We start from the raw sequence: 25,341 nt of genomic DNA, 5'->3' as shown, positions 1-25,341 counted from the left end.
GATACGCCTATTTTTTAATCAATCCAACATCAAAGCAATGTCACCCATATCTGGTGCGTAATACACCTTTTGCAAGATGCGTAAATCGGTATGGCCAGAAATCTTAGCTAGGTTCAGCACATCCACTTTTTTCGCTAGCCGAGTCAGTGCTTCCCTTCTAAGGTCATGAAAGTGTAGATCATCTATCAGGCACTTGTTACGAATCTTTCTGAAGTTCACATCAAGGGAATCTGACTTTAGATTGAAGGCTTTTCGTTTGCAGTCTTCGAGCGTTTTAAGTTGTTCTAACACTTTTACCGCGGTTTTGGATAATGGCACTGTTCTTGGGTTGCCATTTTTGGTTTTGGGTAGGTATACGGTTCGCTTGGTTAGGTCCACGTCTTCCCAGGTGATGCCGCAAATTTCACCGGCACGCATGGCGGTTTCTATGGCAAAGACGATGGCAGCGCCTATTCGTTCGCTTTTGGATTCTGGTGGGGTGTCTATGTCGTATTGTGTGGCGATCATGAGTTGTTCAAACTCACCTGGTAGCAATCGCCTTGTTCTGGCTTCTGGTTCTGCTGGCCGTTTTACTTTGGACATGGGGTTGTCCTTTAGCCATCCCCATTCTTTTGAGCAGACACTGCAAATGGCTGACAAGACATTCCATTCTCTTAGTACGGTACCCACCGCAACTTGCTGTAGGCGTCTGTCACGCCATTCTGCAAAGTGTTTTGCTTGTAGGTTCTGCAGTGAGATAAAGCATAAAGGGTCTGTGTCGTCCGATCCGTTGCCCAACCATCGGTCAATTCGTCGTATTTCAAACTTTTGTCCGCGCTTGGTCACGCTTACGGTATCACGGTAACGCTCTAGGGCTTCGCTGAAAGGACGATCTGGGATTTCGGAAGAGATGCTTTCTTTGGCTTCTTGTTCTAGCTTAAATGCCCAGTCCTGAGCTTCTCGCTTGGTAGAGAAACCACGCTTTGTTTTACGTTTTCCATGAACGCTTACTTGAGCACGCCATGATCCATCTTCCGTTTTGAATATTGAGGCCACTTTAACTCTCTCCGGTGCAAATTGCGGTGCAGATTTGGTGCAAAATTTTTAAAAACATAGCACAGGATAGGAAAAGTAAGCAATTTGAGAAAATCGAGAAAACGCCTGAAAGGCTTAATATAGAAGGGATAGAAAGAATTTAGAAAGGTGCAGAAACAAAAAAGGCACCATAAATGGTGCCCGGGACCGGAATCGAACCGGTACGCTTATTCAGCGCAAGATTTTAAGTCTTGTGTGTCTACCAATTTCACCACCCGGGCAATCTGATTTTGGAGGCCGGAGTCGGAATCGAACCGGCGTTCACGGAGTTGCAGTCCGCTGCATGACCACTCTGCCATCCGGCCTCTATCAGAAATCTTTAAAGATGGAGCGGGAAACGAGGCTCGAACTCGCGACCCCAACCTTGGCAAGGTTGTGCTCTACCACTGAGCTATTCCCGCGTCTCAAAAGACGGTGCCTATTCTATGTATTTGAGCTTTCACGTCAAGGAAAAATTCTAAATAAATGGCTAACTTAGCCACTTTTTTGCATTCTGATTAGTTTTTATCCGATTCTTTAGACATTAGTTCTGGCCAAGCGGCTTTTAGGTAAACGTACATTGACCAAAGTGTCAGCAAGGCGGCAGCGATCAAGACGCCTTCACCAATATGGGCAACTAAAGTATCCGGACGGGAACCCAATAAAATAAAAATCGCCAGCATTTGCATGGCGGTTTTTAGCTTACCAATATAAGAAACAGCCACACTGGCACGCTTGCCCATTTCTGCCATCCATTCACGCAAAGCGGAAATCACAATCTCTCGCCCCACAATGACCGCACTGGCTAATGTCATCAAGGGATTGGAATAACTCGCAACCAACAGTACTAAAGCAATGGATACCATCAGCTTATCCGCTACGGGATCAAAAAAAGCCCCAAAGGCCGACATCTGATTCAACTTTCTCGCCAGATAACCATCTAACCAATCCGTAATCGCCGCCAAAGCAAAAATGACGGCACAGGTATAATAGCGTCCTTCCCATGGTAAATAATAAATGACCACCAATACCGGAATCATCAAGATGCGAACGGAAGTTAAAATATTCGGTATATTCATTTCAAATCCAATTAATGCTGGGGCAAACCTGCCCAGTAAAACATAACGTTTAAAAACTTAGCTTTTGCTAACTTTAATGTTGCGAGCTTAACTCTTATGCAAATAGAGGTAGATTTCTTCGGCTTTGTTTGCACTGATGCCTTTTACCTTAGCAATGTCTTCCTGACTGGCGGACAACAACTCCTGATAACCACCAAATGCCGTTAGCAATTCTTTTCGACGATTAGGACCAATGCCTGGAATTTCCTCTAAAACCGAATGTCGCCGTTTTTTATCGCGACGTCGACGATGGCTTTTCACCGCAAAACGATGCGCCTCATCACGAATATGCTGAATCAAATGGAGTGCGGCTGAATCAGGCGGTAACACAACCTCATCTTCCTTAGATCCAATGTATAAGGTTTCCAGCCCAGGCTTACGAGTGTCCCCTTTCGCTACCCCTAACAAAAAGATATTGACCAAGCCCAATTCTTGTAATACTGCTTCCGCTTGGCTCAACTGACCTTTACCGCCATCAATGAGCAAGACATCTGGTGCAGGGTTTTCACCACTTTTCACTCGCTTATAACGGCGTGTTAAAGCTTGCTTCATGGCGGCATAATCATCACCCGCTTCGACCCCTTCGATATTGAAAGACCGATAACGCTTTTTGTCTGGTCCATCGGGTCCAAACACAACACAGGAAGCCACTGTCGCCTCACCACTAGAATGGCTAATATCAAAACATTCCATATGCGCTGGCGGCTCAGTGAAGCCTAACAATTTTTGCAATGCAGTTATACGGCTAAAATGATTTCGTTTATCAGAAAGTCGCGCTTGCAAGCCTTGCTCGGCATTCAGTTTCGCCAGCTCTAACCAGCGAGCCCTTTGACCACGGACATTTGAAACAACGTCGATTTTTTTGCCCGTGGTTTCAAAAATACCTTCCCTAAGACTATCAATATCATCTGATTCATGACTTAGGATCAATGCCTTCGGCAGTTCTTGTACACCACCTAGATAAAACTGGGCAATAAAGGAAGACAATAATTCTCCTTCGCTTATTTCCAATGGCATTTTCGGATAATGACTTTTACTGCCAATCACTTTGCCATTTCTCACCATCATCACATGAACGCATAAGCCACCAGGCTGAATAATAGCGGCTATCACATCGGCTTCACCCGATTGACCGTAAACATGTTGTTGTTCTTGAATGTGTTTGAGTTGGATCATTTGATCGCGAAGCTCAGCGGCTCGCTCAAACTCCATCTCTTTAGCGGCATCCGTCATCTGTAGACTAATTTCATCCGTTAGCTCTTGATTACGGCCTTGTAGAAACATTCTCGCATGACGTACGTCAGCATCGTATTCTTCATCGCTGATTAAACCAACACAAGGGCCAGAGCAACGCTTAATTTGATATTGCAAACAGGGTCGAGAGCGATTGGCATAAGTACTGTCTTCACACTGACGCACCTTAAAGACCTTTTGCATGGTGTTCAGGCTTTCTTTGACGGCCGTGCCACTTGGAAAAGGACCAAACAAGGTGCCCTGCTTGGCTTTATCGCCACGACGAAATAACAAGGCAGGATGCTGGTGATTCGATAACAAGATGTAGGGATAAGATTTATCATCTCTTAATAGAATATTATAAGGCGGTCGATGTTGCTTAATTAAGGTTTGTTCAAGCAGCAAAGCTTCAGTTTCACTTTTAGTCACCGCGATTTCAATATGGTGAATACGACTCACCAGCGCCATGGTTTTCGTGGTCAAACCTGTAGGACGAAAGTAACTGGCGACCCTATTTTTTAGATTTTTTGCTTTACCAACATAAAGCAATCCACCTTGCTCATCATACATACGATACACCCCTGGACGGGTCGTAAGATGACTAACGAAGTGTTTAGAATCAAATTCGGAGTGGCTCAAACAAACCTCGTTCTAGCCCATGCCAAGTACATTGTAACGTACGGCCAAATGGATGAGTTCAACGTCGCTGTCAATATTTAACTTGGCGAATATTCGAGTACGATAAGTACTAACCGTCTTGGGACTGACATTAAGATGTTCTGCGATTTCACTGGATTTTTTACAATCAACAATCATTTGTGCAACCTGCAACTCTCGGTCAGATAACTCGCCTAAAGGGGAACCCTGATCATCAATCGAGAATTTAGATAAAGCCATCTTTTGAGCAATGTCTTTGGAAATATAATGCTCACCTTTTGACACCATGCTGATTGCGTCTAGTAACTCGGAAGCGTTCGTGCCCTTGGTGACATAGCCCGACGCCCCAGCTTCAATCAATTTTACGGGGTACAGATTGTCATCTAAAGCCGACAGTGCGATTACCTTAGTCTTCGGCAAGATGCGTTTTATTTCTTTCGTCGCACCCAATCCACCGATGCCCGGCATGTGCACATCCATCAATACAATATCAGGTGTTGTCGCTCTAGATTGTGCAATGGCTTCCTCTCCACTGTGTGCAACGCCAACCACCTCGACGCCTTTAACGTCCTGTAATACGAGGCTAATGCCTTGGCTGACCATATCATGATCATCCACAATTAAAACTTTTAACATAACCACCTCTGTCATTTTTCAGTACAGGTTTCGTTATCTCTATGATGCTTATGACAACCTGCTATTGTACCTTTGTCAATAAACAGAAAATCTGATTTACGGTCTCGTCCACCTAGTTAGGCAAGCGACCATGAAAACCAAGTTCCATCAACTTTGCTTTGCTCAGCTCACGATAACGCTGCCGAATACCAGACCCTGGTGTTTTTTGAGTGTAATAAAGTAATGGGGCAACAGCCTCTTCTGTCATACTCAATTGCTCAGCAATCTGCTGCGCCAAGGTTGTGATATCCAATGTGTGCTGGTCTTCAATCATGACCACTTGCGGCACCCTCAAACGTTCACCTGCAATGACACGATCGATAATCTTTAAATAAGCTTGTTCAAATAATGGCCAAGTAATTATTTCTTCTTCTGATTTGAGCTTATACCAGCCAGTATCCGCACCAGCAAAATACACCGCAGGATGACTCCAACGGAAAGTCAATGGATCAACTCGACAAGCACAGGCTTCTTTATAAGCCGAACGAGGATCAATCAAACCATAGGCTTTATAAGCCGTATTAATCAGTTTTAAAAATTCGGATATAGTTGGCGGCCAAGCATAGGTTTCTTTTGTACGCTCAACAGCATAAGCCAACAGCGGCTCTTGAAAACCTTTTAACGCAATTGCCCACTCTCGTTTTGCCAGTTTTACTTCATCAGGGTTGCTATAAGCCGAGGCAAACTTGTGGGTGTAAATGGCTTTAAAACGGGCAAACAACATATTAACCAACACGCGGGTTTGTTGCTCTGCCTCCGATGGCCCCGACTCTCTCGACGCACCGTAACCGTTTTCGGTTTGATCACCAGTCTGTGTCGTGAATGTTGCTGAGGGCGTCGCTAACTTGCTCTCGAGAGGTTTTATTAAATTTTGAACTGACTGAGGTTCCTTCATATGAAGCCCGATCCGATTGTTTGTATTGCCACTGACGTTTTACGTATTTGAAAAACTCACTATTCCAAGTTCTGACGTTTTTACGTTGTTCTTTAATGCGTAACAAAAACTCTGTTTGTAATCCCATCGCAAACTCACGAGCGATACCCGCTTGCAAAATTTGCTCAAATGTCGCCTCTTCGGGTTGCCATTGATCTGGCTGACGCGCTCGCTCTTTTTGCTCTAAATATAAGTCGAAATCAGTGACGCCACGGCGATCTTTCGCCACTGGCGGCGACGCTTCGTAATGTCGAGTTGGCGCTTGTGTCGTGTAGTTTTTTGGTTGCGGCGTGAATTCTTCCGTTTTCTGACGCGACGCCTTGTGTAAACGATCCATTTTATCCATTAATTGATCGTCTTGCACCGCCGTTTTAGGCGCCGTAACCGATACCACTTGATCTGACTTTTTTGTCGCCAATTGCACTTCTATCAAATCATTTTGACGCTGAAAACTCAAAAACTGACTGAGCTGAAGATTGGCCAATAAACGCAAAATCATCGGCACAGTCCAAAAAGGCAATTGACGGCTGAGTAAACGCATATCCAATCTCAGTGTCTGAGCGTTTTGCGCATAAAATTGCTGCTGCAAATACGTCAGTAGAACCGTTTCTTCTAAGCCGATTTGAGCCGCCATAGAAAATGAGATGGGTAAGGAATAATCGTGTTCCAACATAAGTCTCGCTTCGCCTAAGTAGGTTGCTTAGTCTATCAAAAGCCAGTTCCATAAGCACGACCAGCCTTCATCAATATAACGACTAAAAACCAACATTTTTTACCAATAAGTCTCTCACTTGTCGCTTTTCCATTATAAAACAAATATTCTTACTTGAACTTTGGAACTTTCCACCTCATATTAAGTCCATAGTTAAACATAAACTTTATAGGAGTTACTCTAATGCGTTACTCAGAAGCCCTTTCGACACACACGTCCCAAGCGGCCAACAAAACGCTCCGCAACACATACGGTTTGTTGTCGCTAACCCTTTTGTTCAGCGCCTTCACTGCGGGTTTGAGCATGGCCTTTAACTTACCGCATCCAGGTTTAATTCTAACCTTGGTCGGATTCTACGGCTTATTGTTCCTAACTCACAAATGCCAAAACAGTGCCGCTGGTATTCTGTGTGTATTTGCACTAACTGGCTTTATGGGCCTCACACTAGGCCCTATTTTAAGTGCTTACTTAAGTCTTTCAAATGGTGCCAGCTTAATCATGAGCGCATTGGGCATCACAGGTCTGTCGTTCATGGGATTATCCGCTTACGCGCTGATCTCTAAAAAAGACTTCAGCTTTTTGAACGGCTTCATCACAGTGGGTTTCTTTGTACTTTTGTTCGCGGTAATTGCCGGCTTCTTTGTACAAATGCCCGCTCTGCAAATCTTCATCTCAGCAGGCTTCGCACTGTTCTCTGCCGCCATCATTTTGCTGCAAACCAGTGAAATTGTGCGTGGTGGTGAAACAAACTACATTATGGCGACCGTGAATCTCTATGTTGCCTTATACAATATGTTCATCAGTATCTTGTCTTTGCTAGGCATGTCTAGCAGCGACGATTAATATTGAGTCAAAAAATGAAAAGGCCGCTGACTGCGGCCTTTTTTATCGGTAAAATTTGCTTCTGATCGACGATTTAAGGTTCAAATCATGCAACACACCCTTCTCGTGACCGGTTCTCCTTACCAAAGCAAGGCTTGCCATTCTGCCTTATGCTTTGCAAGAGCTGCGTTAAAAGCGCAACCTGACAGCATCAAAGGGGTGTTTTTTTATGAAGATGCCGTCCTTATTGGCAACGACCTAGCTCAGCCACCTCGTGATGAGATAAACCTCAAACAAGCATGGCAAACTCTCGCCAGTGAATTTAACCTACCTTTGTATTTATGTATTGCGGCGGCCGTTCGGCGTGGCGTGATCAACGAAACAGAAAGCAAACGTTATGAATTAAAGCATCACTCACTGTCCAATGGTTTCCAGCTTGAAGGCCTAGGTACTTTCGTCGAGCTGATGAGCTCAACACAAAAAATCATTCAATTCAGGTAAGACGACGATGAAGAACACCTTAATCCATTTAACATCGAGCCCTTACAGTAGCCTTGCTTGTAAAGAAGGATTAGACCTCGCTCTAGTATTAGCAACGTTCGAGCAAAAAGTCGACCTTTGCCTATCTGATGCCGCACTTTCGCTTCTTACAAAACACCAACAACCTGCACCAGAGCAAGGTAAAAACCTGCACAAATTACTTGACGGTTTGGAATTTTATGACATTGAAAACGTTTTTATTGAGTCTTCTAGCTTAGAACCAGACCCAGCCACTCAATGGCCTGGCATCACCTCACTGGATTCAGCCGCATGGTCTGAGTTGTTCTCAAGCTATCAACAGGTATTTCGCTTTTAATTATGACACTCCATCAGATTAACCAATTAAGTTACACAAACAACACCGAATCCCTTTGGCAACAAAGCCTAAAACAAGGTGATGCTGTCCTTCTTATTGAAGAAGCGATACTAAGACTAACGCAACCTCACTCAACACCTATGACGTTACTAGAAGAGAATCATATCTGTCTTTATTATTTACAAAGAGACGCGGAAGGGTATGGTGTTCAACCGAGTTTAGGCAAAGCACTCAGCGACACAGAATGGGTCGAGTTAACCTTCTTTGCATCCAGTCACATTAGTTGGTGATGGTTATGTTAAATTCGAGCTTATTAGATGAAGAAGGCTATTTATTAAACCTAGACGATTGGTCCCCTGAGCTAGCGCAACAGCTGGCCATTCAAGAAGACATTACACTGACTGAGCAGCATTGGGAAATCATTCACCTGCTGCGTGATTTTTATCACGAGTTTGAAGTGTCCCCAGCTATGCGCCCATTAACCAAAGCCGTATCAAAAAAGCTAGGGGCGGAAAAAGGCCGAAGCATCTATTTGATGACCCTCTTTCCAGGCAGCCCACCAAAATTGGCCGCGAAGATTGCCGGCTTACCAAAACCAGCAAACTGCCTATAGCCAGCCTATTGGCTCATGACGCGTAAGACAAAAAAAACGGAGTCCTTCAGCACAGAAGAGACTCCGTTTTTATGTCTAGAGACTAGTACTTACCGTACCAAGCCAATCTATCTTGTAACGTCACAACCTCACCAATAATTAATAAGGCTGGCGATTTGACTTCATTGTCCGTTGCCACTTGATATACCTCACTAATGGTCGAAGTAAACACTCGCTGAGCTTTTGATGTACCTTTCTCAACGACGGCCACAGGCATCGTCGCCGACATCCCAAATTTCAACAAAGATTGGCTAATATCCTGAAGGCCGGTTAAGCCCATATAGATCACCAAAGTTTGAGCAGGGTGCACCAATTCTTCCCAAGGTAAATCTGTCGTTCCGTCTTTCAGATGCCCCGTCAGAAAGCGCACCGATTGGGCATAATCACGATGCGTTAAGGGAATCCCCGCATAAGCGGCACAGCCTGCAGCGGCCGTTACCCCTGGCACCACTTCAAAGGGCACACCTTCTTCAATCAATTCTTCCAGCTCTTCACCACCACGACCAAAAATAAAAGGATCTCCGCCTTTTAATCGAACAACCTGATGGCCCTGCTTTGCTTTTTCCGCGAGCAAAGAGTTAATGTCTTCTTGTGGCAAGCTATGCATCGACTTAGCTTTACCTACATACATTTTTTCAGCAGCCTCTGGTATTAACTCGATGATCTCCTGCCCTACTAGTCGATCATATAACACCACATCCGCCTGCTTTAATAGTCGATATGCTTTGAGCGTTAGTAACTCAGGATCACCCGGCCCCGCTCCAATCAAATAGACTTTACCTGTCATAATATTGTCTCACACAAAAAAAGCCTCAACGGAGGCTTTTTTATTAAAAGCGCAGATTACGCCTTACTTAATAACGTTTTACCGCCCATATATGGCACCAATACATCAGGAACCCGTACACTGCCATCGGCATTTTGATAGTTCTCAAGCACAGCAACCAAGGTACGACCCACAGCCAAACCAGACCCATTCAAGGTATGTGCCAACTCAGGACGACCTGTTTCAGGGTTACGCCAGCGAGCTTGCATACGGCGAGCTTGGAAGTCCCACATGTTAGAGCAAGATGAAATCTCACGATACTTGGCCTGACCTGGTAACCAGACTTCAATGTCATAGGTCTTGTGAGCAGAGAAACCAAGGTCTCCACCACACAAAATAACCGTACGATAAGGCAATTCAAGCTTTTGCAGAATGGCTTCAGCGTGACCAACCAACTCTTCCAAAACGGCTTCTGAACGATCTGGACGACAAATATGCACCAACTCAACCTTTTCAAATTGATGTTGACGAATCATGCCACGCGTATCACGACCATAACTGCCCGCTTCACTGCGGAAACAAGGTGTGTGAGCAACAAATTTCTGATGTAAATCTGCGTCGTTAAAAATTTCATCACGGGCCAAATTGGTTACCGGCACTTCTGCTGTTGGAATCAGATAGAAATCGCTGTTTCCACTGTCTTTATCAACCGGCACTTTAAACAAATCTTGCTCGAATTTAGGCAGTTGACCCGTTCCTTTTAGGGAATGAGCATTGACCAAATACGGCACATATACTTCGCTGTAACCATGTTCATCGGCATGAGTATTGATCATAAACTGAGTCAAAGCACGGTGCAGACGCGCCAAATCAGAGCGCATGACAGCAAAACGTGAACCGGTAATTTTAACCGCGGCCTCAAAATCCAGCATTTGCAACGCTTCACCAAGATCAACATGATCTTTTGCTTCAAATTCAAAGCTTTTTGGTTCGCCCCAACGACGAATTTCTACATTATCGTCTTCTGACACACCAGCTGGAACAGACTCATGAGGAATATTGGGAATACCTTCTAACAAGGCATCCATGTCCGCTTGCACTTGACTCAATTGCTCTTTTGCAGCGTTTAAGTCATCCCCTAATGTGGCTGTTTGAGCTTTTAAGTCAGCGGCTTTTTCTTTATCGCCAGACTTCATCGCCTGACCAATCTCTTTGGATACCGAGTTGCGAGACTGTTGCAGCTGCTCTGTTTCAATCTGGATGGCTTTACGACGCTCTTCTAGCGACGAAAACTTAGCCACATCCAGTTCGTAGCCTTTCTTTTTAAGTTGAGCCGCAATGGCCTCAGGGTCAGCGCGCAATGCTTTAATATCTAACATTTCAGCAACAATATCCTCTAATATCCAATAAAAACCAATCTGTCTAAACCAACAGATTAAAAGAAGCGAGTTAACGCCATACCAATGGCGAGCCCAAGCACACCTAAAATGCAGCTCAATAATAAATAGCTTAATGCCGTTAGCCAAGCCTGCATGTGAATTAATGAGACAATTTCCAACGAAAAGGTGGAGAAGGTGGTAAATGCCCCTAGAAAACCGACAATAATCAAAGGTCGATACGGTTCAAGAGATGGCATTTTCTCACTGATGACCACAAAAGCAACGCCCATTAGCACACACCCTAAGAGATTAACCATCATGGTGGCGAATGGAAAATGATGATGCCAATAAGTATTGACCCATTTGGTCATACCGTATCGGCTAACAGCCCCAAGTGCTCCACCAAACGCAATCATCAGATACATCATGACTCATCTCCCCAATCCACCATTGGATAACGTTGCAGCAGACTTTGGCGATCTAATTCAGACAACCAATCCATTTTCTCGGCAATTTTTTTCTCTAAGCCTCTGTCCGAAGGCTGGTAGTAGCGTATTTCAGCAACTTCTTGCGGCAGGTAATTCTCTCCCGCCGCATACGCATTAGGCTCATTGTGCGCATAACGATATTCATCCCCATGCCCCATGCTTTTCGCTAGCGAAGTTGGCGCATTACGCAGATGAATCGGCACCTCATAACTCGGCCGGGATGCCACATCCGACATTGCCTGATTAAAGGCTTGATACACAGCATTACTTTTGGGTGCACAAGCCATATACACCGCGGCTTGCGCAATGGCACGATTGCCCTCTCCTGGGCCAACTCTCTCAAAGATATCCCAGGCATTTAACCCTACTTGCAGCGCCCTTGGGTCAGCGTTACCTATGTCTTCAGAAGCAATCGCCAACAAGCGACGAGCAATGTACAGCGGATCACAACCGCCATCTAACATGCGCGCCATCCAGTACAAAGCGCCATCAGGCGACGAACCACGTACCGACTTATGGAAAGCCGAAATTTGGTCGTAAAATACATCACCATTACGATCGAAACGACGAATACTCCCGCCCAACACATCTTCTAACTGAGCCTGAGTAACTTGCGCCCCAGGTTCGACTAAATCCGATAGAATCTCTAAGAAATTTAATCCTCTACGGATATCACCATCCGCCGCTTGGGCTAAAACTTCAACATAGTGTTCATCCAGAGCGAACTTCATATTAGCCAAACCTTTTTCTTCATCGTGCAAGGCTCGCACCAATACTTGTTTCACATCCTCTACACTCGGTGTTTGCAAACGATACACGCGAGCCCTCGATAAAAGGGCCGAATTTAACTCAAAGGCGGGATTTTCCGTGGTGGCACCGATAAACAGAAAAGTGCCATCCTCAATAAACGGCAAAAAAGCATCCTGTTGTGACTTATTAAAACGGTGAACCTCATCCACAAACAGTACGGTCTGTGTACCGTTCATTTGACGTGATTGTTTGGCCTGATCGACGGCGGCACGAATCTCTTTGACCCCAGACATCACCGCCGAAATTTCAATAAAGTGGCCGTCTAATGCCTGACACAATAGCTGAGCGAAGGTGGTTTTCCCTACCCCTGGCGGTCCCCACAGAATAAAAGAATGACAATGACCTGTTTCAACCATTCGTCGTAACGGCTTACCTGGTCCAACCAGATGCGATTGTCCAATATAATCCTCTAAACGAGTGGGTCTGAGTCTAGCCGCCAGCGGCTGATAGGCACCGTTACCCAGATCCGAAAACAGGTCTTTCATTATTGCCCTTCTACAATTAAATCGACATCATCCGGTAAATCTAATTTAAAATTCTCTTTTGCCACACCATCATGTGCTTCAACATGATTAAACTCGATGACCGTGGTCTGCCCCAAGGCATCTAAGATACTCATGGCATCAATCACTTGATCACGAAATGACAAGGTAAGTGTCTGAAATAAATCCTGATCCGCTTTCGGAGACAAACGAAACTTTTCCTCTCCCAGAGCCGTAATATTATAAAGCGGCAATACTGTCTCTGCGGGCTGCCCCAACAAAGCGGCAGGCGAAGAACCAATTTCACCAGACAAAGGGCGCTGCGTTGCTTGCTCTAAATCCACATCCCAAATGGTGATCGTACGACCATCTGACACAATACGCTGGGCAAAAGGCTTAATGCTGTCCCAAACAAACTGATTTGGCTTGGCAAGAAGAAACACCCCTTCACTGACCTGCAATTGCTTACCCTGTTCATCGTATGTAACTTGTCGAAATTCCCCTTCGACATTACGATTTTGCTCCAATAACGTGGCCACTCGCTGAGCGGAAGTCTCCTCAGCCTGTACCACACCCTGGAATATCCCCCCTATAAATAAGGAAACCAGTGCCAGCATTCGTGTTTTCAAAACAATTCTCCTATGGAAATGATAGCCGCGACTATTCTGGAATTAAGATGTCGCGCTGTCCATTGGTCCCCATTGGCCCAACCAAGCCAGCTGCTTCCATCGCCTCGACTAAATTTGCGGCTCTGTTGTAACCTATTTTCAAGCGGCGCTGAATAGAAGAAATTGAAGCTTTACGTGTTTCAATAACAATCTTTACGGCTTCATCATACAAAGCATCTTTCTCTTCCCCGCCATCGCCTGACATCAAATCCTCAGGATTGACCACCACATCATTGATGTAGTCTGGTTCACCTCTTTGTTTCCACTCTTCCACCACCGCATGCACCTCCTCATCCGAAACGAAAGCACCATGCACTCGAATTGGCGTTGGTAGCCCAGCCGGCAGATACAACATGTCCCCCATCCCCAACAGTTGATCCGCGCCGCCTTGATCAAGGATGGTTCGAGAGTCAATTTTTGAGGAGACTTGGAAAGCCATACGCGTTGGAATATTGGCTTTAATCAACCCAGTAATAACATCTACTGAAGGACGTTGAGTTGCGAGGATTAAGTGAATCCCCGCCGCACGGGCTTTTTGTGCAATACGGGCAATCAACTCTTCCACTTTTTTACCAACAATCATCATCATGTCAGCAAACTCATCGACAATAATAACGATGTAAGGCAAGGGCTCAAGATGCGGCACGGTGCGTGCCACACCGTCTTCAGAGAACATCGCCATTTCCGGTTGCCATAACGGGTCTTCAATTGGACTGCCCGCTTTAATGGCTTCACGCACTTTCTTGTTGTAGCCAGCAATATTTCGCACCCCAAGCTTTGACATCAACTTGTAGCGACGTTCCATTTCATCGACCGACCAACGTAAGCCATTAGCGGCATCTTTCATGTCAGTAATCACTGGTGTCAACAAATGCGGAATGCCTTCGTAAATAGACAGCTCCAACATTTTTGGGTCAACCATGATCATACGTACGTCGTCTGGTGTGGATTTTAACAACATACTCAAGATCATGGCATTTACACCAACGGATTTACCTGACCCTGTCGTACCCGCGACTAACACATGCGGCATTTTCGCCAAATCCACCACCACAGGTTCGCCCGATATGTCATGACCCAAGGACAGGGTAAGACCAGAAGTGGCATTATCGTACATATCGCAATTTATGACTTCTGAGAAATAAACGGTATCTCTTACCTGGTTAGGAATTTCTATCCCTATGGTGGACTTACCCGCTATGACTTCAACCACCCTGACACTCATCACACTTAAAGAACGCGCCAAGTCTTTGGCCAGGTTAGTAATACGAGACACTTTCACACCTGGCGCCGGCTGAATTTCAAAACGCGTAATCACAGGTCCAGGGTTTACTTCGACTACTTCAGCTTTGACACCAAAATCTTGCAACCTTTGCTCCAACAATGAAGACAATGACAGCAATTCTTCTTCACTGTATCCCCCTTGTTTGGGTTTAGGTTGCGTCAGAACAGAACGATCAGGCAAGGAATAGCCTTTTTCTTGGGGCTTCACAGACTCCTCAGAGGATGACGGACCACCCAGATGATCAAGTTGCTTAGCTTCCGATAATGTTCTTACTGCTGGCTTGTGGGCTGGCGGAATAGCCGCCTCCTGGTTATCGCCAAACAACAGCTCATCGGCCCTTTGCTTGTTAAGAACCTCAGCAGATATTTTTTCTTCAACAACCGATTCCGTCACTTGAGCCTGAGTAGGCTCAGATACATGCTGCTTTTCGGGCTTAGACGTTGAAGACCATTCTTCTTCAATATAAAGCGTGTCACCAAAATCAATCTCTGCATCATCAACTGCAAGAGAGTCTAGTCCATCAAAATCCGGCTCTCTTTGAGTTTTTTCTGTGGTATTTTCTAGCGTTGTCTCAGCTGACGATCTATTTGATTTCGAAAAAAGCGAAGCCAAAGAGAATTTCCCCTTAGACTGTCGCGCTTCAATTGAATCCGGTTCAGGCAAATGATCTTGAAGCTGATCAGCCAAAGCCACATTGTGCTGAGAGGCGGCCTTCTCTTCTGCCACCTTTGATGTGACTTTCTGACGACTTTTTTGTTTGCGAAAAATCGCGGGCTCTTCTTCGGCAAAATCCTCGGGCAAAGCGTCTTCATGCATTGCCGCTTTGTTGATCCTATTTTCCTTACTTGTCTGCCACTTTTCTTTTCGCTTAGCGACAAAACGATAAACACCTTCCCCTAACTTATCCATCAAGCTAAGCCAGTGCACTTGAGATAACAGAGTAAAGGCTAATATGACAAATGCGAGACTAACCAGAGTGGCGCCATCATAACCAATGACACCATAAAGCAATATACCCAAGCTTTGGCCCAAAATGCCACCGGCACCATACTGCAGACCCTGTTCTCCAACCGTATGCAGAAAACAGAGCGTAGAACCGAAACACAAATAGAGAATACTGCCCAGCACACTTAGCAAAGCATTATTAAGCGGTAAGAGTTGGTGAGGGTTACGCCAGACGATAATGGCCACCCAAAAGAACAAAGGTGGTAGAGAATAAAATAACGTCCCGAAGAAAGCCGACATCAAATCGGCTAAGGTTGCCCCGATGGGACCCATGGAATTCTGTATGACACCGCCAGAACCAGAGTAAAACCACCCGGCATCTTGCGGATTATAGGAATAAGTGGCTAAACCGAAAAAAAACAACAGCAATAAAGCCGCAATAAACGCTGCCTGCTTTGCAAACATATCCCAAATTGGTGATCGTGCCGACTCACTCATCTCTTCTGACAAAACTGCCTTCCTATCTTATGCTAACCAAAACAAACACATGCTTAATCCACTGCATGCCAAAACACGTTAAGCTTACCATAAAAAAAGCCAGCCCCAAGGGCTGGCTTTCGCATTTCCTAAGATAGGGAAATCTTAGAATTCAGCTTTAACACCAACTTTAGTTAGCTCAGAACCTAGATCACCAGCGTAGTTTTTCACGTAGTAGATCAAATCACCAGCAGCATATTCGCCTACGAAGTAAGTACCATCGTTTTCAGCTTCCATGTCGCTAGAGAATTCTAGAGTCAAAGTAAGTGCTTCAGAAGGAGCAACAGATACAGAAGCAGTCATTAGCTCTACATCAGTTTCACCATTGGCACCTGATGCACCTGAACCGTAGTTCAAAGATACAGTTGCTGGACCAGATACTGTTTGAACACCAACGTTGACAGCATTTGCATCACCTACCGCACCACCAGAGATACCTGCTTTGAAAGCACCAAGGTCAGCAACGTAAGAAAGCGCGAAACCAATTTCACCATCTTCAGTTCCTGCAGCATTAGTAGCTTCAAGAGCAACAGTCAATTCTGGAGAAACTTCATAACGGATACCAGTGTTATCTGTATCGTTGTCTGCACTAGTTACAATATCAACACCACCGTAGTACTCATCCATGCCGAAGAATGAACCCGTTGCAACAGTACCGTCGAAACGACCAAACTTCACAGCACCTTGCTTAACGTAAAGTTTTTCCATGCCAATTTTAGTGCCTTCGTCCTCGCCATCAGTTGCAATTTCAAGTTCAGCAAAAACAACACCAGTATCAACGTTAACTTCAAGTTCAAATTCTTTAGTACCACTAAGTTCATCAGTACCGTTGCTGTCAGAAACAAACTCAACACCAGCGTAACCAGAAAAAACTGGCTCAGCAGCGATAGTAGTAGTAGAAACAGCAGCCGCAACAGCAGATACTGCAAACACAGAAGCAAGTTTAATCGCTTTCATTCAAGATTCCCCTTTATATTATATTATGTGGCCTTGTAGACCCTTTGATAGATTTTCGTCTAACCAAGAAACGTTGTTAAATCAACGACTCATGTATCTTAAAACCGATCAGTTTCACTTTTGTGACAATTGCCAAAAAAGCAAATTATCTAGTAGTTCCAAAACTGCATCCAACAATTTTTCGAATTACCGTTTAGGACTGCATCGATTAAAACCAAGTTTTCCTTTACTGGTCAAGCACTCCTTGCACTTTTTTTCTATTTTTTTTCAATTTATACCCTTTTTCGAACAAAAAACAGTCAATCGCATTTAAAAAGACCATTTTTCTTTGTTCATTCGTGCACAATCAATCAAAATAGATCACAAAGTGTGTCAGGAAGTCGCAACCTAAATATCTTTTCTTCCTCATTGTGCATATCGGGTAATAAAAATAAAGCTTTAGGCTTTTTTTGATCTTTTTATCAAAGGTAGCTTTTACTCCTGAAAAAAATATAATACTTTTCGATCATGACGTTAGGCAGATTTGGACGTTATATTGATTTGAATTTAAGAGAAATTTGAAAAACACAGAGCGAATTCAATGACCGATGTCCATGCAAATGAAGAGTGTGAATTAATGATTCTATCTGAATCGCCCTTTGACACACCTCAACCTCACAAGGCACTCCAAGACCCAGAAGGGCTATCCGCCATGGGAGGAGATTTGTCGACACAACGGCTCATCCATTTATATCAGCATGGTTTTTTTCCTTGGTACAGCGAGCCAGATCCTATTCTTTGGTGGCATCCGGAACAACGCTGCGTATTATTGCCAACTCACTTCCACCTATCAAAGTCATTAAAAAAAGCTTTAAAAAAATCGAACATGCAATTTTCGATTAACCAAGCTTTTCACCAAGTGATTAGCCATTGTTCTGATTTACGAGCCCGAAACGAAGGAACATGGATTTCAGACGATATTAAGCAAGCCTATTCTCGTCTTCATAGCTTAGGCTTCGCCCATTCCATTGAAATATGGCAAGACGAACAGCTTGTTGGTGGCTTTTATGGAGTCGCAATGGGGCAAGTTTTTTTTGGCGAATCTATGTTTTCATTACAGCCAAACGCCTCTAAAATGGCGCTTAAGGTCTTCTGCGATCACGCAGAAGTATTCAATATTGCCTTAATCGACTGTCAGGTTGAGTCTGAGCATCTGATCTCATTAGGCGCTAATCTGTGCCCAAGAAAACAATTCATTTCACAACTACAAAACCTCATTCCCGCCCCAATAACGAACTCAAAACTGATAAATTTCTCAAAAAATACGCTTAAGCAGCCGATTAATGCCTAAAAATAGCCTTAAATAAAACAGGGAATTTGCCTTGTGGCGCGTTTTTAGGCAAAATATGCCTCGACAAAATTTCAGGTGCTGCTAAACATCGTTCTTAGCATTTTTGAGACCGTATTATGCGTTTAGCGCTCATTAAGCTAAGAAGTCTCTCTTCTAGGCTTACAGCTCTCGAACAAATTCAGGTCGGCGCCTACCAACCAAAATAAGTTAACACCATAGGACACATATTGTGGCAAAAGAAGAAGGCTTAGAAATGGAAGGCACTATCATTGATACGTTGCCGAATACCATGTTTCGCGTCGAGTTAGAAAATGGACACGTTGTTGTTGCACACATCTCAGGAAAAATGCGCAAAAACTACATCCGAATCCTAACAGGCGACAAAGTAAAAGTAGAACTAACACCATACGATCTGTCTAAAGGTCGCATTGTCTACCGAGCTCGTTAATTCGATCAATCACTGAATCGTCAGTGAATTGATATAAAAAAACCACATTCCATAGGACTGTGGTTTTTTTTGATCTAACATTTGATCTAACAAAAGACATGAAAGCAATTAATGGACAACGGCTTCCTTGATGACGTCAAACTTCAATTCATCTTTCTTTTCATCCAAGGTCACTTTCACCGTACCACCTTCACTCAGGTCACCAAACAGTATCTGATCCGCTAGCGGCTTCTTCAGATGCTCCTGAATCACCCTGGCCATTGGTCGAGCCCCCATTTGTCTATCGTAGCCCTTGTGAGCCAACCAACCTCGAGCTGTATCAGATACATCCAGCAAGACACCTTTAGGATCTAATTGCGCCTGAAGCTCCACAAGGAACTTATCCACCACATTGAAGATAATACGCTCGTCCAACTGCTGGAACTGAATAACAGCATCGAGACGGTTTCTAAACTCCGGTGTGAAGGTTCGGTTGATCACCTCCATACCATCAGTCGAATTATCTTGGTTAGAGAAACCAATGGAGCGACGCGCTAATTCCTCAGCCCCAGCATTTGACGTCATGATCAAAATCACATTGCGGAAGTCTGCTTTTCGACCATTATTATCTGTCAAAGTACCATGGTCCATCACTTGTAAAAGCAAGTTAAAGACTTCAGGGTGAGCTTTCTCAATCTCATCTAACAAAACAACACTGTGTGGGTTCTTAGTCACCGCTTCCGTTAGCAAACCACCTTGATCAAAGCCCACATAACCTGGTGGCGCACCGATCAAACGCGATACCGCGTGACGCTCCATGTACTCAGACATGTCGAAACGAATCAATTCTAGACCCAATTGCTTAGCCAACTGCTTGGTGACTTCGGTTTTACCGACACCAGTAGGGCCGGCCATTAAGAAGGAACCAATTGGTTTTTGCTCTGCTTTTAGACCAGCACGAGATAACTTGATGGCAGAAGACAAGGAATCAATGGCATTGTCCTGTCCAAACACCACCATTTTCAAATTACGCTCTAGATTAGACAGCACTTGTCTATCATCTGAATTCACCGCTTTCACCGGCACACGTGCTATTTTAGAGACAATGTCTTCTATATCCGCAACGGTAATCGACGCTTTGCGTTTGTCTTCTGGTTGTAAACGCTGATATGCACCAGCCTCATCGACCACATCAATGGCCTTATCAGGCATATGACGATCTGTCACATAACGCTGAGCAAGTTCCGCTGCCGCCAGCAAAGCCGGTTCTTCGTATTTGATTTGATGATGCTCTTCAAACGCCCCAATAATGCCTTTGAGGATTTGATAAGTATCATCCACGCTCGGCTCGTTCACATCGATCTTCTGAAAACGACGCGCCAACGCATGATCTTTCTCGAACACGCCACGAAACTCTTGGAAAGTGGTTGAACCAATACAACGCAACCCACCTGAACTCAAGACAGGTTTCAGCAAATTCGACGCATCCATCACGCCGCCTGATGCTGCGCCAGCTCCGATAATAGTGTGTATTTCATCAATAAACAAAATCGCGTTAGGCAGCTTTTTCAATTCACTCAATAATTGCTTCAAGCGCTTCTCAAAGTCACCGCGGTATTTTGTTCCAGCCAGCAATGCGCCCAAATCCAGAGAGTAAACCACCCCATTTGAAATCACATCAGGCACTTGACCATCGACAATTCGTTTAGCCAAACCTTCGGCAATGGCTGTTTTACCGACTCCTGACTCACCGACGAGCAAAGGATTGTTTTTTCGGCGACGGGATAAGGTCTGAATAACGCGCTCAACTTCGTATTCCCGACCAATCAATTTATCAATTTTGCCGTTTTTGGCTTCTTCATTCAGATTCAAAGCAAATTTTTGCAAGGGTGCCGTACTGGTGTCTTCCGCGTCGTCCTCTTGATCCACTTCTTCAGAGGCCTCACCTAATTTAGAAATGCCGTGAGCCACGTAATTGACCACATCAATTCGAGCAACCCCATGACGTTTCAACAGATAAACAGTTTGACTTTCTTGCTCGCTGAAAATAGCCACAAGCACATTAGCACCCGTTACTTCACGCTTTCCTGAGGATTGAACATGGAAAACGGCTCTCTGGAGGACACGTTGAAAACCCAACGTTGGCTGAACCTCTCGCTCTTCATCATCTTCAGGAATCAAGGGAGTGGTGCTGTCGACAAACTCTTCGAGTTCTTTACTCAACGTCTCTAAATTCACGCCACAAGCCTTTAACACACTGGAGGCGGCACCATTTTCAATCAGTGCTAGCAATAAGTGCTCTACCGTCATAAATTCATGACGCTTGTCTCGGGCCGCTTTAAAAGCTGTATTCAGGGTTTGCTCTAGTTCTTTATCTAACATTGCTATTCCCTCTCTCTGAATCAGTCAACCTTTTGTAGGTCGCACATTAAGGGGTGCTCGTTTTGCTCTACGAACTGTTGAACCATTGCCACTTTCGTTTCCGCAATATCAAAAGGATAAATGCCACAAACACCTTTCCCCTTGGTATGCACTTCTAACATTACCTGATTAGCTTTCTCTCCATCCATTGAAAAAAAACGCTGCAATACAAATACGACAAAATCCATTGGCGTATAGTCATCATTAAATAACACCACCTGATACATGGACGGTGGTTTTAATTCTGTTTCTTCTGGCGCAATCGCTATACCAGAATGACCATGCTGTTCATCTTCTGATGTTAGCCTAATTTGCTGATTTACAATCATTCTATGCCTCTGAGGCTACAATTTTTCACGTAATTTGCCAAATTTGACTCATTACCACTTATTTACGCTACACATTCGCACTTGGATTTTACAAATCCCAAAACGGCTTCTACGCTCATTATTAGGGTAACTAAAAGTGCAATCAATGCTTATTGAGGTTGATTTTAACACTGTTTAACAAAAAACAGTTTGCACTTATTTAGCATTCTACCCTAAACAGATAACGCTGAAGCAGCCAAAAGCTCGAGCCCTAAGGCATGCCGACGCAATTTTTAACATCGATTTAATATCTTGAGTGGATAAGGAGTGACTCATGCATCATGGATCCGTAAAGTGGTTCAACAATGCGAAAGGCTATGGCTTTATTGTGTCTGAGGATTTTAATGAAGACTTATTTATTCATTATTCCGCCATTAATGTTGAAGGGTATAAAACCTTAAAAGCAGGCCAGGCCGTCACCTTTGATGTTGAGCCTGGAGAGCGCGGCTTGCACGCAATTGACATAACCCCCATCTCAATGGACGTGGACAATAAGCCTCCAGAAAATGAGAGTGTAAAAGAAGAACACAAAAAGGAAGCTCACCCCGCCTAAACTACGCTGCCATTTCCATCGTCGATATCTGGGGCCGATTTTGATATCTTACTTCCTTTCAATAGAAGTAAGATATTTTCGTTTGCCTTCTAAATCACCGACATAAGCGAATCTTTAGTCAAATATGCCAAGCCACTTAATTAGATTTAATAAACCCTTCCAAGTATTAAGCCAATTTACCTCTGAAGGCGAGAAAATGGCGCTATCCAGTTTTATTGACGCTCCCGATTTTTACTCAGCGGGACGCTTAGACTATGATTCAGAAGGCTTATTATTACTGACCAACCAAGGCCCGCTGCAACATCTCATTGCATCGCCAAAATTCAAAATGCCTAAAACCTATTGGGTGCAAGTTGAGGGAGAGATATCCGACCAAGCACTTGAACAACTAAGACATGGCATTGAACTAAAAGATGGTCTCACCAAACCTGCTCAAGCTAAGCGTATAACGGCACCTAATATTTGGCCTCGAACCCCTCAGGTAAGAGAGCGCAAAAACATCCCAACCAGCTGGCTTAGCCTGCAAATACACGAAGGAAAAAACCGCCAAGTTCGACGTATGACTGCAGCGGTTGGATTCCCTACCCTAAGATTAATTCGCTACGCTATCGGCCCATACACACTCGAGGGTCTGGCTCCTGGAGAATGGCAATACACGGACACAACGAGCGAACTGCAAAACGAGGTTAACCAGTTTGAACAACAAAGAAAGAAACAGGCTACCACACCTAACCGTCGCGGCCCTCGTTCAGAAAGACCAAAAGTACCTCATGGTAAAAGAGTGGCAAGACAATCAAATCGTTCTGAATCAACCAGCCGGGCACGTCGAAAATAACGAGGATGTGTTACAAGCGGTGATCCGTGAAACACAAGAAGAATCTGGCTGGCTAGTAGAGCCGATTGGCCTAGTCGGATTATATGCATTTACGCCTTACGAAGGCGCTGACACTTATCATCGACTGTGCATCTTATGCCGCCCTGTCCAACACATCAGTGATCAATTGGACGACGACATTATCTCATCACACTGGCTTAGCTGGGAAGAGATACAAAACTTTCCACATCGCAGCCCTCTCATTAATGCCTGTATTGAAGATGCACAAAACAACCCCACATTGCCTTTAACCTTTTTATCCAAGCAATTTTTAACGCCAGCAAATAGTTAAAAAGATAGGAATAAGCCGTCAATATCTTTGCGCCATTCGCATCCATGGAAATGAAAATGGTACAATTCTGGCCAATAAATGTATTTGAGGCTTAGCCTCTCTAAAAATGAGAATAGAGAAAGAATGAACGACAGCTCCCTTGCGAACAACGCAAACAGCGCCAAAAAAGTCATCGTCGGTATGTCAGGCGGTGTTGACTCCTCTGTATCGGCTTTAATCTTAATGCAGCAGGGTTATCAGGTTGAAGGCCTGTTCATGAAGAACTGGGATGAAGATGACGGCACAGAATACTGCACCGCCAAAGAAGATTTAGCCGACGCTCAAGCCGTCTGCGATAAATTAGGCATCAAACTTCATACTGCCAACTTTGCTGCTGAGTACTGGGACAATGTCTTTGAACACTTCTTGGCCGAATACAAAGCAGGCCGAACGCCTAACCCAGACATCTTGTGCAACAAAGAAATCAAATTCAAAGCCTTCCTTGAATACGCTGTCGCTTTGGGCGCTGATTTCATCGCCACAGGTCATTATGTTCGTCGCGGAGAGCAAAATGGCGAGCCAATCTTGCTCAAAGGTTTAGACAACAACAAAGATCAAAGCTATTTTTTGCACGCGGTAGGAAAAGACGAAATTGCTAAGTCTCTTTTTCCAGTAGGCGAATTAGAAAAACCAGAAGTACGTCGTTTAGCAGAAGAACACGACCTAATCACCCACAACAAAAAAGACAGCACTGGCATTTGCTTCATCGGCGAACGTCGCTTCAAAGACTTTCTTGAACAATATTTGCCCGCCCAACCTGGCGACATCGAAACACTTGAGGGCGATAAAATTGGCCGCCACCACGGTTTGATGTACCACACAATTGGTCAGCGTCAAGGTTTGGGAATTGGTGGTTTAGCAAACTACTCGGATGACCCTTGGTATGTAGTGGAAAAGGATTTAGAGCGCAATGTGCTTATGGTGACTCAAGGTGGCCAGCATGAGTCACTTTTTAAAACTCATTTAATTGCCGATAACTTTGATTGGGTAGCGCGTGAAAAACCAAGTTTCCCACTGACCTGTAAAGCAAAGTGCCGTTATCGCCAGCCAGACCAAGAATGTACGCTTAACGAATTAGCCGACGGCCGTATAGAAGTGTCGTTTAAAGAACCACAAAGAGCCATTACCCCTGGCCAGTCCGTGGTATTTTATCTAGATGATGTCTGCTTAGGCGGCGGTATCATTAACATTGCTTTTAATAAATAATCCTGAGCCCAAAACGCCTTAATTTCATTACCGGATTACACGCAAAATAGAAAAAGAGTAGATAACGTGAGTAACAGAGAAAAAGAGCAAACCATTGCCCTATCTGCCGTTTTCCAAGCTGCGGAGTTGGTCGCTAATCTAGCTAAGACAGGTCAAGTAGATAAGACCTATCTGCAACCCCTAATCGACAGTGTGTTGATTCTCAATGCAGATCAAACGGAAGACATCTATGGTGGTCAGTGGGATTGTCAGAGCAACCTAGCGATCGGTCGCAAGATTACTAGGCAAGCGCTTGGTAAAGATCGTAACAGCGTGAACCCAGATACTTTAAGATACACTCTGAGTTTGATTCATCTTGAAAGTAAATTGGCAAAGCACCCTGAGATGTTGTCCCAAATTGGTCAGCAAATCACTCAGATCGCGGGTAAAAAAGAGCATTATGATTCGGTGTTGCACGAAAACATCATGGCCTCGATCTCAGGCATGTATCAAGATACTCTCAGTAAATTGCCATTTCGAATTCAAGTGCATGGCGACAGTCGTTTTTTACAGCAGGCCCACGTTGCCAACCAAGTTCGTGCTATCTTGATGGCTGGCGTCAGAGCTGCGATGTTATGGCGTCAATTAGGTGGTAAACGCTGGCACCTTATTTTTAAACGAAAAGCTCTGTTAAACACATTAGATTCACGCAGTTAATGATTAAAAAAGGTCGCAGAGACCTTTTTTAATGCGCAAAAATACACAAGAATAACTTGCGTTAATTACGAGTATAGTTTGCAACCGATATCTCTGAATGCGTTTT

Annotated in this window: 27 protein-coding genes and 3 tRNA genes; 12 read left to right on the top strand and 18 right to left on the bottom strand. The window is 44.4% G+C overall.

All coding sequences use genetic code 11. The features are described 5' to 3' along the window. Positions 1 to 18 precede the first annotated feature (18 nt). The 9 genes from ACHUFM_RS00250 to ACHUFM_RS00210 form a co-directional block, all read right to left on the bottom strand. Positions 19 to 1,035, bottom strand: coding sequence for a site-specific integrase (locus ACHUFM_RS00250; RefSeq protein WP_394178420.1), 1,017 nt, complete (start codon positions 1,033 to 1,035; stop codon positions 19 to 21). Between the two features lie 174 nt (positions 1,036 to 1,209). Continuing rightward, a tRNA-Leu gene (locus ACHUFM_RS00245) sits at positions 1,210 to 1,295 on the bottom strand. 10 nt (positions 1,296 to 1,305) lie between these two features. Next, positions 1,306 to 1,379: transfer RNA gene (locus ACHUFM_RS00240), tRNA-Cys, on the bottom strand. 21 nt (positions 1,380 to 1,400) lie between these two features. Next, a tRNA-Gly gene (locus tag ACHUFM_RS00235) sits at positions 1,401 to 1,475 on the bottom strand. 96 nt (positions 1,476 to 1,571) lie between these two features. Next, positions 1,572 to 2,132: a CDP-diacylglycerol--glycerol-3-phosphate 3-phosphatidyltransferase gene (gene pgsA / locus ACHUFM_RS00230; protein ID WP_394178418.1), complete on the bottom strand. Its 561-nt coding sequence runs from the start codon at positions 2,130 to 2,132 to the stop codon at positions 1,572 to 1,574. Positions 2,133 to 2,219: 87 nt separating this feature from the next. After that, complete coding sequence (gene uvrC / locus ACHUFM_RS00225) at positions 2,220 to 4,043, bottom strand: excinuclease ABC subunit UvrC (protein ID WP_394178416.1); 1,824 nt, start codon at positions 4,041 to 4,043, stop codon at positions 2,220 to 2,222. A 12-nt stretch (positions 4,044 to 4,055) separates the two neighbouring features. Continuing rightward, on the bottom strand, positions 4,056 to 4,697 hold the full coding sequence (locus ACHUFM_RS00220) for a response regulator (protein ID WP_113874347.1): 642 nt from the start codon (positions 4,695 to 4,697) through the stop codon (positions 4,056 to 4,058). 112 nt (positions 4,698 to 4,809) lie between these two features. Continuing rightward, entirely contained in the window at positions 4,810 to 5,631 is an 822-nt protein-coding gene (locus ACHUFM_RS00215; RefSeq protein WP_394178414.1) for a replication protein P, read from the bottom strand. Next, complete coding sequence (locus ACHUFM_RS00210) at positions 5,540 to 6,343, bottom strand: DnaT-like ssDNA-binding domain-containing protein (protein ID WP_394178412.1); 804 nt, start codon at positions 6,341 to 6,343, stop codon at positions 5,540 to 5,542. Before ACHUFM_RS00210 ends, ACHUFM_RS00215 begins: the two co-directional genes overlap by 92 nt. Before the next feature lie 222 nt (positions 6,344 to 6,565). Between ACHUFM_RS00210 and ACHUFM_RS00205 the strand changes: the two genes are divergently transcribed. The 5 genes from ACHUFM_RS00205 to ACHUFM_RS00185 all read left to right on the top strand — a co-directional run bounded on the left by ACHUFM_RS00205 (position 6,566) and on the right by ACHUFM_RS00185 (position 8,673). Next, the gene (locus ACHUFM_RS00205; RefSeq protein ID WP_113874344.1) at positions 6,566 to 7,225 is read left to right on the top strand and encodes a Bax inhibitor-1/YccA family protein; all 660 of its coding nucleotides are present in this window, start codon (positions 6,566 to 6,568) and stop codon (positions 7,223 to 7,225) included. 87 nt (positions 7,226 to 7,312) lie between these two features. Next, positions 7,313 to 7,705, top strand: a complete 393-nt coding sequence (gene tusD / locus ACHUFM_RS00200) for a sulfurtransferase complex subunit TusD (RefSeq protein ID WP_394178410.1) — start codon at positions 7,313 to 7,315, stop codon at positions 7,703 to 7,705. A gap of 7 nt (positions 7,706 to 7,712) precedes the next feature. Further along, on the top strand, positions 7,713 to 8,060 hold the full coding sequence (locus ACHUFM_RS00195; protein WP_394178408.1) for a DsrE family protein: 348 nt from the start codon (positions 7,713 to 7,715) through the stop codon (positions 8,058 to 8,060). Between the two features lie 2 nt (positions 8,061 to 8,062). After that, positions 8,063 to 8,350 (top strand): DsrH/TusB family sulfur metabolism protein, encoded by a 288-nt coding sequence (locus ACHUFM_RS00190; protein ID WP_394178406.1) that lies wholly within the window; start codon positions 8,063 to 8,065, stop codon positions 8,348 to 8,350. 5 nt (positions 8,351 to 8,355) lie between these two features. Further along, positions 8,356 to 8,673, top strand: coding sequence for a TusE/DsrC/DsvC family sulfur relay protein (locus ACHUFM_RS00185; RefSeq protein WP_394178404.1), 318 nt, complete (start codon positions 8,356 to 8,358; stop codon positions 8,671 to 8,673). 82 nt (positions 8,674 to 8,755) lie between these two features. Here the strand turns inward: ACHUFM_RS00185 and cobA are convergent, their stop codons facing one another. From cobA to ACHUFM_RS00150, 7 genes are all read right to left on the bottom strand, one after another. Then, positions 8,756 to 9,499 (bottom strand): uroporphyrinogen-III C-methyltransferase, encoded by a 744-nt coding sequence (cobA, locus tag ACHUFM_RS00180; RefSeq protein ID WP_394178402.1) that lies wholly within the window; start codon positions 9,497 to 9,499, stop codon positions 8,756 to 8,758. Between the two features lie 56 nt (positions 9,500 to 9,555). Then, positions 9,556 to 10,857 (bottom strand): serine--tRNA ligase, encoded by a 1,302-nt coding sequence (gene serS, locus ACHUFM_RS00175; protein WP_394178400.1) that lies wholly within the window; start codon positions 10,855 to 10,857, stop codon positions 9,556 to 9,558. Between the two features lie 56 nt (positions 10,858 to 10,913). Next, a complete protein-coding gene (crcB, locus tag ACHUFM_RS00170; protein ID WP_394178398.1) occupies positions 10,914 to 11,285 on the bottom strand; it encodes a fluoride efflux transporter CrcB in 372 nt (123 codons plus the stop codon). Continuing rightward, on the bottom strand, positions 11,282 to 12,640 hold the full coding sequence (locus ACHUFM_RS00165) for a replication-associated recombination protein A (protein WP_394178396.1): 1,359 nt from the start codon (positions 12,638 to 12,640) through the stop codon (positions 11,282 to 11,284). Before ACHUFM_RS00165 ends, crcB begins: the two co-directional genes overlap by 4 nt. Beyond that, positions 12,640 to 13,266, bottom strand: coding sequence for an outer membrane lipoprotein periplasmic chaperone LolA (gene lolA / locus ACHUFM_RS00160; protein WP_394178394.1), 627 nt, complete (start codon positions 13,264 to 13,266; stop codon positions 12,640 to 12,642). The genes ACHUFM_RS00165 and lolA overlap by 1 nt, the downstream gene beginning before the upstream one ends. A gap of 31 nt (positions 13,267 to 13,297) precedes the next feature. Continuing rightward, on the bottom strand, positions 13,298 to 16,033 hold the full coding sequence (locus ACHUFM_RS00155; RefSeq protein WP_463514076.1) for a DNA translocase FtsK: 2,736 nt from the start codon (positions 16,031 to 16,033) through the stop codon (positions 13,298 to 13,300). 144 nt (positions 16,034 to 16,177) lie between these two features. After that, positions 16,178 to 17,029, bottom strand: a complete 852-nt coding sequence (locus ACHUFM_RS00150; RefSeq protein ID WP_394178390.1) for a hypothetical protein — start codon at positions 17,027 to 17,029, stop codon at positions 16,178 to 16,180. A 580-nt stretch (positions 17,030 to 17,609) separates the two neighbouring features. On the opposite strand from ACHUFM_RS00150, the gene aat reads away from it, so the two are divergent. Both aat and infA read left to right on the top strand, forming a co-directional pair. After that, complete coding sequence (gene aat / locus ACHUFM_RS00145) at positions 17,610 to 18,359, top strand: leucyl/phenylalanyl-tRNA--protein transferase (RefSeq protein WP_394178388.1); 750 nt, start codon at positions 17,610 to 17,612, stop codon at positions 18,357 to 18,359. 229 nt (positions 18,360 to 18,588) lie between these two features. Then, entirely contained in the window at positions 18,589 to 18,807 is a 219-nt protein-coding gene (gene infA / locus ACHUFM_RS00140; protein WP_013795500.1) for a translation initiation factor IF-1, read from the top strand. A gap of 108 nt (positions 18,808 to 18,915) precedes the next feature. On the opposite strand, the gene clpA is transcribed toward infA, so the two are convergent. Together clpA and clpS are read right to left on the bottom strand one after the other, a co-directional pair. Further along, a complete protein-coding gene (clpA, locus tag ACHUFM_RS00135) occupies positions 18,916 to 21,168 on the bottom strand; it encodes an ATP-dependent Clp protease ATP-binding subunit ClpA (RefSeq protein WP_394178385.1) in 2,253 nt (750 codons plus the stop codon). Positions 21,169 to 21,188: 20 nt separating this feature from the next. Next, positions 21,189 to 21,536, bottom strand: coding sequence for an ATP-dependent Clp protease adapter ClpS (gene clpS, locus ACHUFM_RS00130; protein WP_013795498.1), 348 nt, complete (start codon positions 21,534 to 21,536; stop codon positions 21,189 to 21,191). Between the two features lie 313 nt (positions 21,537 to 21,849). Between clpS and ACHUFM_RS00125 the strand changes: the two genes are divergently transcribed. From ACHUFM_RS00125 to hflD, 5 genes are all read left to right on the top strand, one after another. After that, complete coding sequence (locus tag ACHUFM_RS00125) at positions 21,850 to 22,128, top strand: cold shock domain-containing protein (RefSeq protein ID WP_394178383.1); 279 nt, start codon at positions 21,850 to 21,852, stop codon at positions 22,126 to 22,128. Positions 22,129 to 22,252: 124 nt separating this feature from the next. Further along, positions 22,253 to 22,963 carry a pseudouridine synthase gene (locus tag ACHUFM_RS00120; RefSeq protein WP_394178381.1) on the top strand — a complete coding sequence of 237 codons (711 nt, stop codon included), beginning with the start codon at positions 22,253 to 22,255 and terminating at the stop codon, positions 22,961 to 22,963. Next, positions 22,899 to 23,294 carry an NUDIX domain-containing protein gene (locus ACHUFM_RS00115; protein WP_394178379.1) on the top strand — a complete coding sequence of 132 codons (396 nt, stop codon included), beginning with the start codon at positions 22,899 to 22,901 and terminating at the stop codon, positions 23,292 to 23,294. Before ACHUFM_RS00120 ends, ACHUFM_RS00115 begins: the two co-directional genes overlap by 65 nt. 123 nt (positions 23,295 to 23,417) lie before the next feature. Next, entirely contained in the window at positions 23,418 to 24,539 is a 1,122-nt protein-coding gene (gene mnmA / locus ACHUFM_RS00110) for a tRNA 2-thiouridine(34) synthase MnmA (protein WP_394178377.1), read from the top strand. Between the two features lie 66 nt (positions 24,540 to 24,605). Then, the gene (gene hflD, locus ACHUFM_RS00105; protein ID WP_394178375.1) at positions 24,606 to 25,235 is read left to right on the top strand and encodes a high frequency lysogenization protein HflD; all 630 of its coding nucleotides are present in this window, start codon (positions 24,606 to 24,608) and stop codon (positions 25,233 to 25,235) included. Positions 25,236 to 25,341 lie beyond the last annotated feature (106 nt).

Origin of the sequence: Marinomonas posidonica, from assembly GCF_043643765.1 — a bacterium.
In the GTDB taxonomy this organism is placed as follows: domain Bacteria; phylum Pseudomonadota; class Gammaproteobacteria; order Pseudomonadales; family Marinomonadaceae; genus Marinomonas; species Marinomonas posidonica_A.
This window is presented reverse-complemented; position numbering and strand designations above follow the sequence as displayed.

Coding starts and splice junctions, on each gene's coding strand:
- pgsA (WP_394178418.1), bottom strand. CDS start 2,132: ATGAATATACCGAATATTTTAACTTCCGTTCGCATCTTGATGATTCCG.
- ACHUFM_RS00220 (WP_113874347.1), bottom strand. CDS start 4,697: ATGTTAAAAGTTTTAATTGTGGATGATCATGATATGGTCAGCCAAGGC.
- ACHUFM_RS00215 (WP_394178414.1), bottom strand. CDS start 5,631: ATGAAGGAACCTCAGTCAGTTCAAAATTTAATAAAACCTCTCGAGAGC.
- ACHUFM_RS00210 (WP_394178412.1), bottom strand. CDS start 6,343: ATGTTGGAACACGATTATTCCTTACCCATCTCATTTTCTATGGCGGCT.
- ACHUFM_RS00205 (WP_113874344.1), top strand. CDS start 6,566: ATGCGTTACTCAGAAGCCCTTTCGACACACACGTCCCAAGCGGCCAAC.
- tusD (WP_394178410.1), top strand. CDS start 7,313: ATGCAACACACCCTTCTCGTGACCGGTTCTCCTTACCAAAGCAAGGCT.
- ACHUFM_RS00195 (WP_394178408.1), top strand. CDS start 7,713: ATGAAGAACACCTTAATCCATTTAACATCGAGCCCTTACAGTAGCCTT.
- ACHUFM_RS00190 (WP_394178406.1), top strand. CDS start 8,063: ATGACACTCCATCAGATTAACCAATTAAGTTACACAAACAACACCGAA.
- ACHUFM_RS00185 (WP_394178404.1), top strand. CDS start 8,356: ATGTTAAATTCGAGCTTATTAGATGAAGAAGGCTATTTATTAAACCTA.
- cobA (WP_394178402.1), bottom strand. CDS start 9,499: ATGACAGGTAAAGTCTATTTGATTGGAGCGGGGCCGGGTGATCCTGAG.
- serS (WP_394178400.1), bottom strand. CDS start 10,857: ATGTTAGATATTAAAGCATTGCGCGCTGACCCTGAGGCCATTGCGGCT.
- crcB (WP_394178398.1), bottom strand. CDS start 11,285: ATGATGTATCTGATGATTGCGTTTGGTGGAGCACTTGGGGCTGTTAGC.
- ACHUFM_RS00165 (WP_394178396.1), bottom strand. CDS start 12,640: ATGAAAGACCTGTTTTCGGATCTGGGTAACGGTGCCTATCAGCCGCTG.
- ACHUFM_RS00155 (WP_463514076.1), bottom strand. CDS start 16,033: ATGAGTGAGTCGGCACGATCACCAATTTGGGATATGTTTGCAAAGCAG.
- ACHUFM_RS00150 (WP_394178390.1), bottom strand. CDS start 17,029: ATGAAAGCGATTAAACTTGCTTCTGTGTTTGCAGTATCTGCTGTTGCG.
- aat (WP_394178388.1), top strand. CDS start 17,610: ATGACCGATGTCCATGCAAATGAAGAGTGTGAATTAATGATTCTATCT.
- clpA (WP_394178385.1), bottom strand. CDS start 21,168: ATGTTAGATAAAGAACTAGAGCAAACCCTGAATACAGCTTTTAAAGCG.
- clpS (WP_013795498.1), bottom strand. CDS start 21,536: ATGATTGTAAATCAGCAAATTAGGCTAACATCAGAAGATGAACAGCAT.
- ACHUFM_RS00125 (WP_394178383.1), top strand. CDS start 21,850: ATGCATCATGGATCCGTAAAGTGGTTCAACAATGCGAAAGGCTATGGC.
- ACHUFM_RS00120 (WP_394178381.1), top strand. CDS start 22,253: ATGCCAAGCCACTTAATTAGATTTAATAAACCCTTCCAAGTATTAAGC.
- ACHUFM_RS00115 (WP_394178379.1), top strand. CDS start 22,899: ATGGTAAAAGAGTGGCAAGACAATCAAATCGTTCTGAATCAACCAGCC.
- mnmA (WP_394178377.1), top strand. CDS start 23,418: ATGAACGACAGCTCCCTTGCGAACAACGCAAACAGCGCCAAAAAAGTC.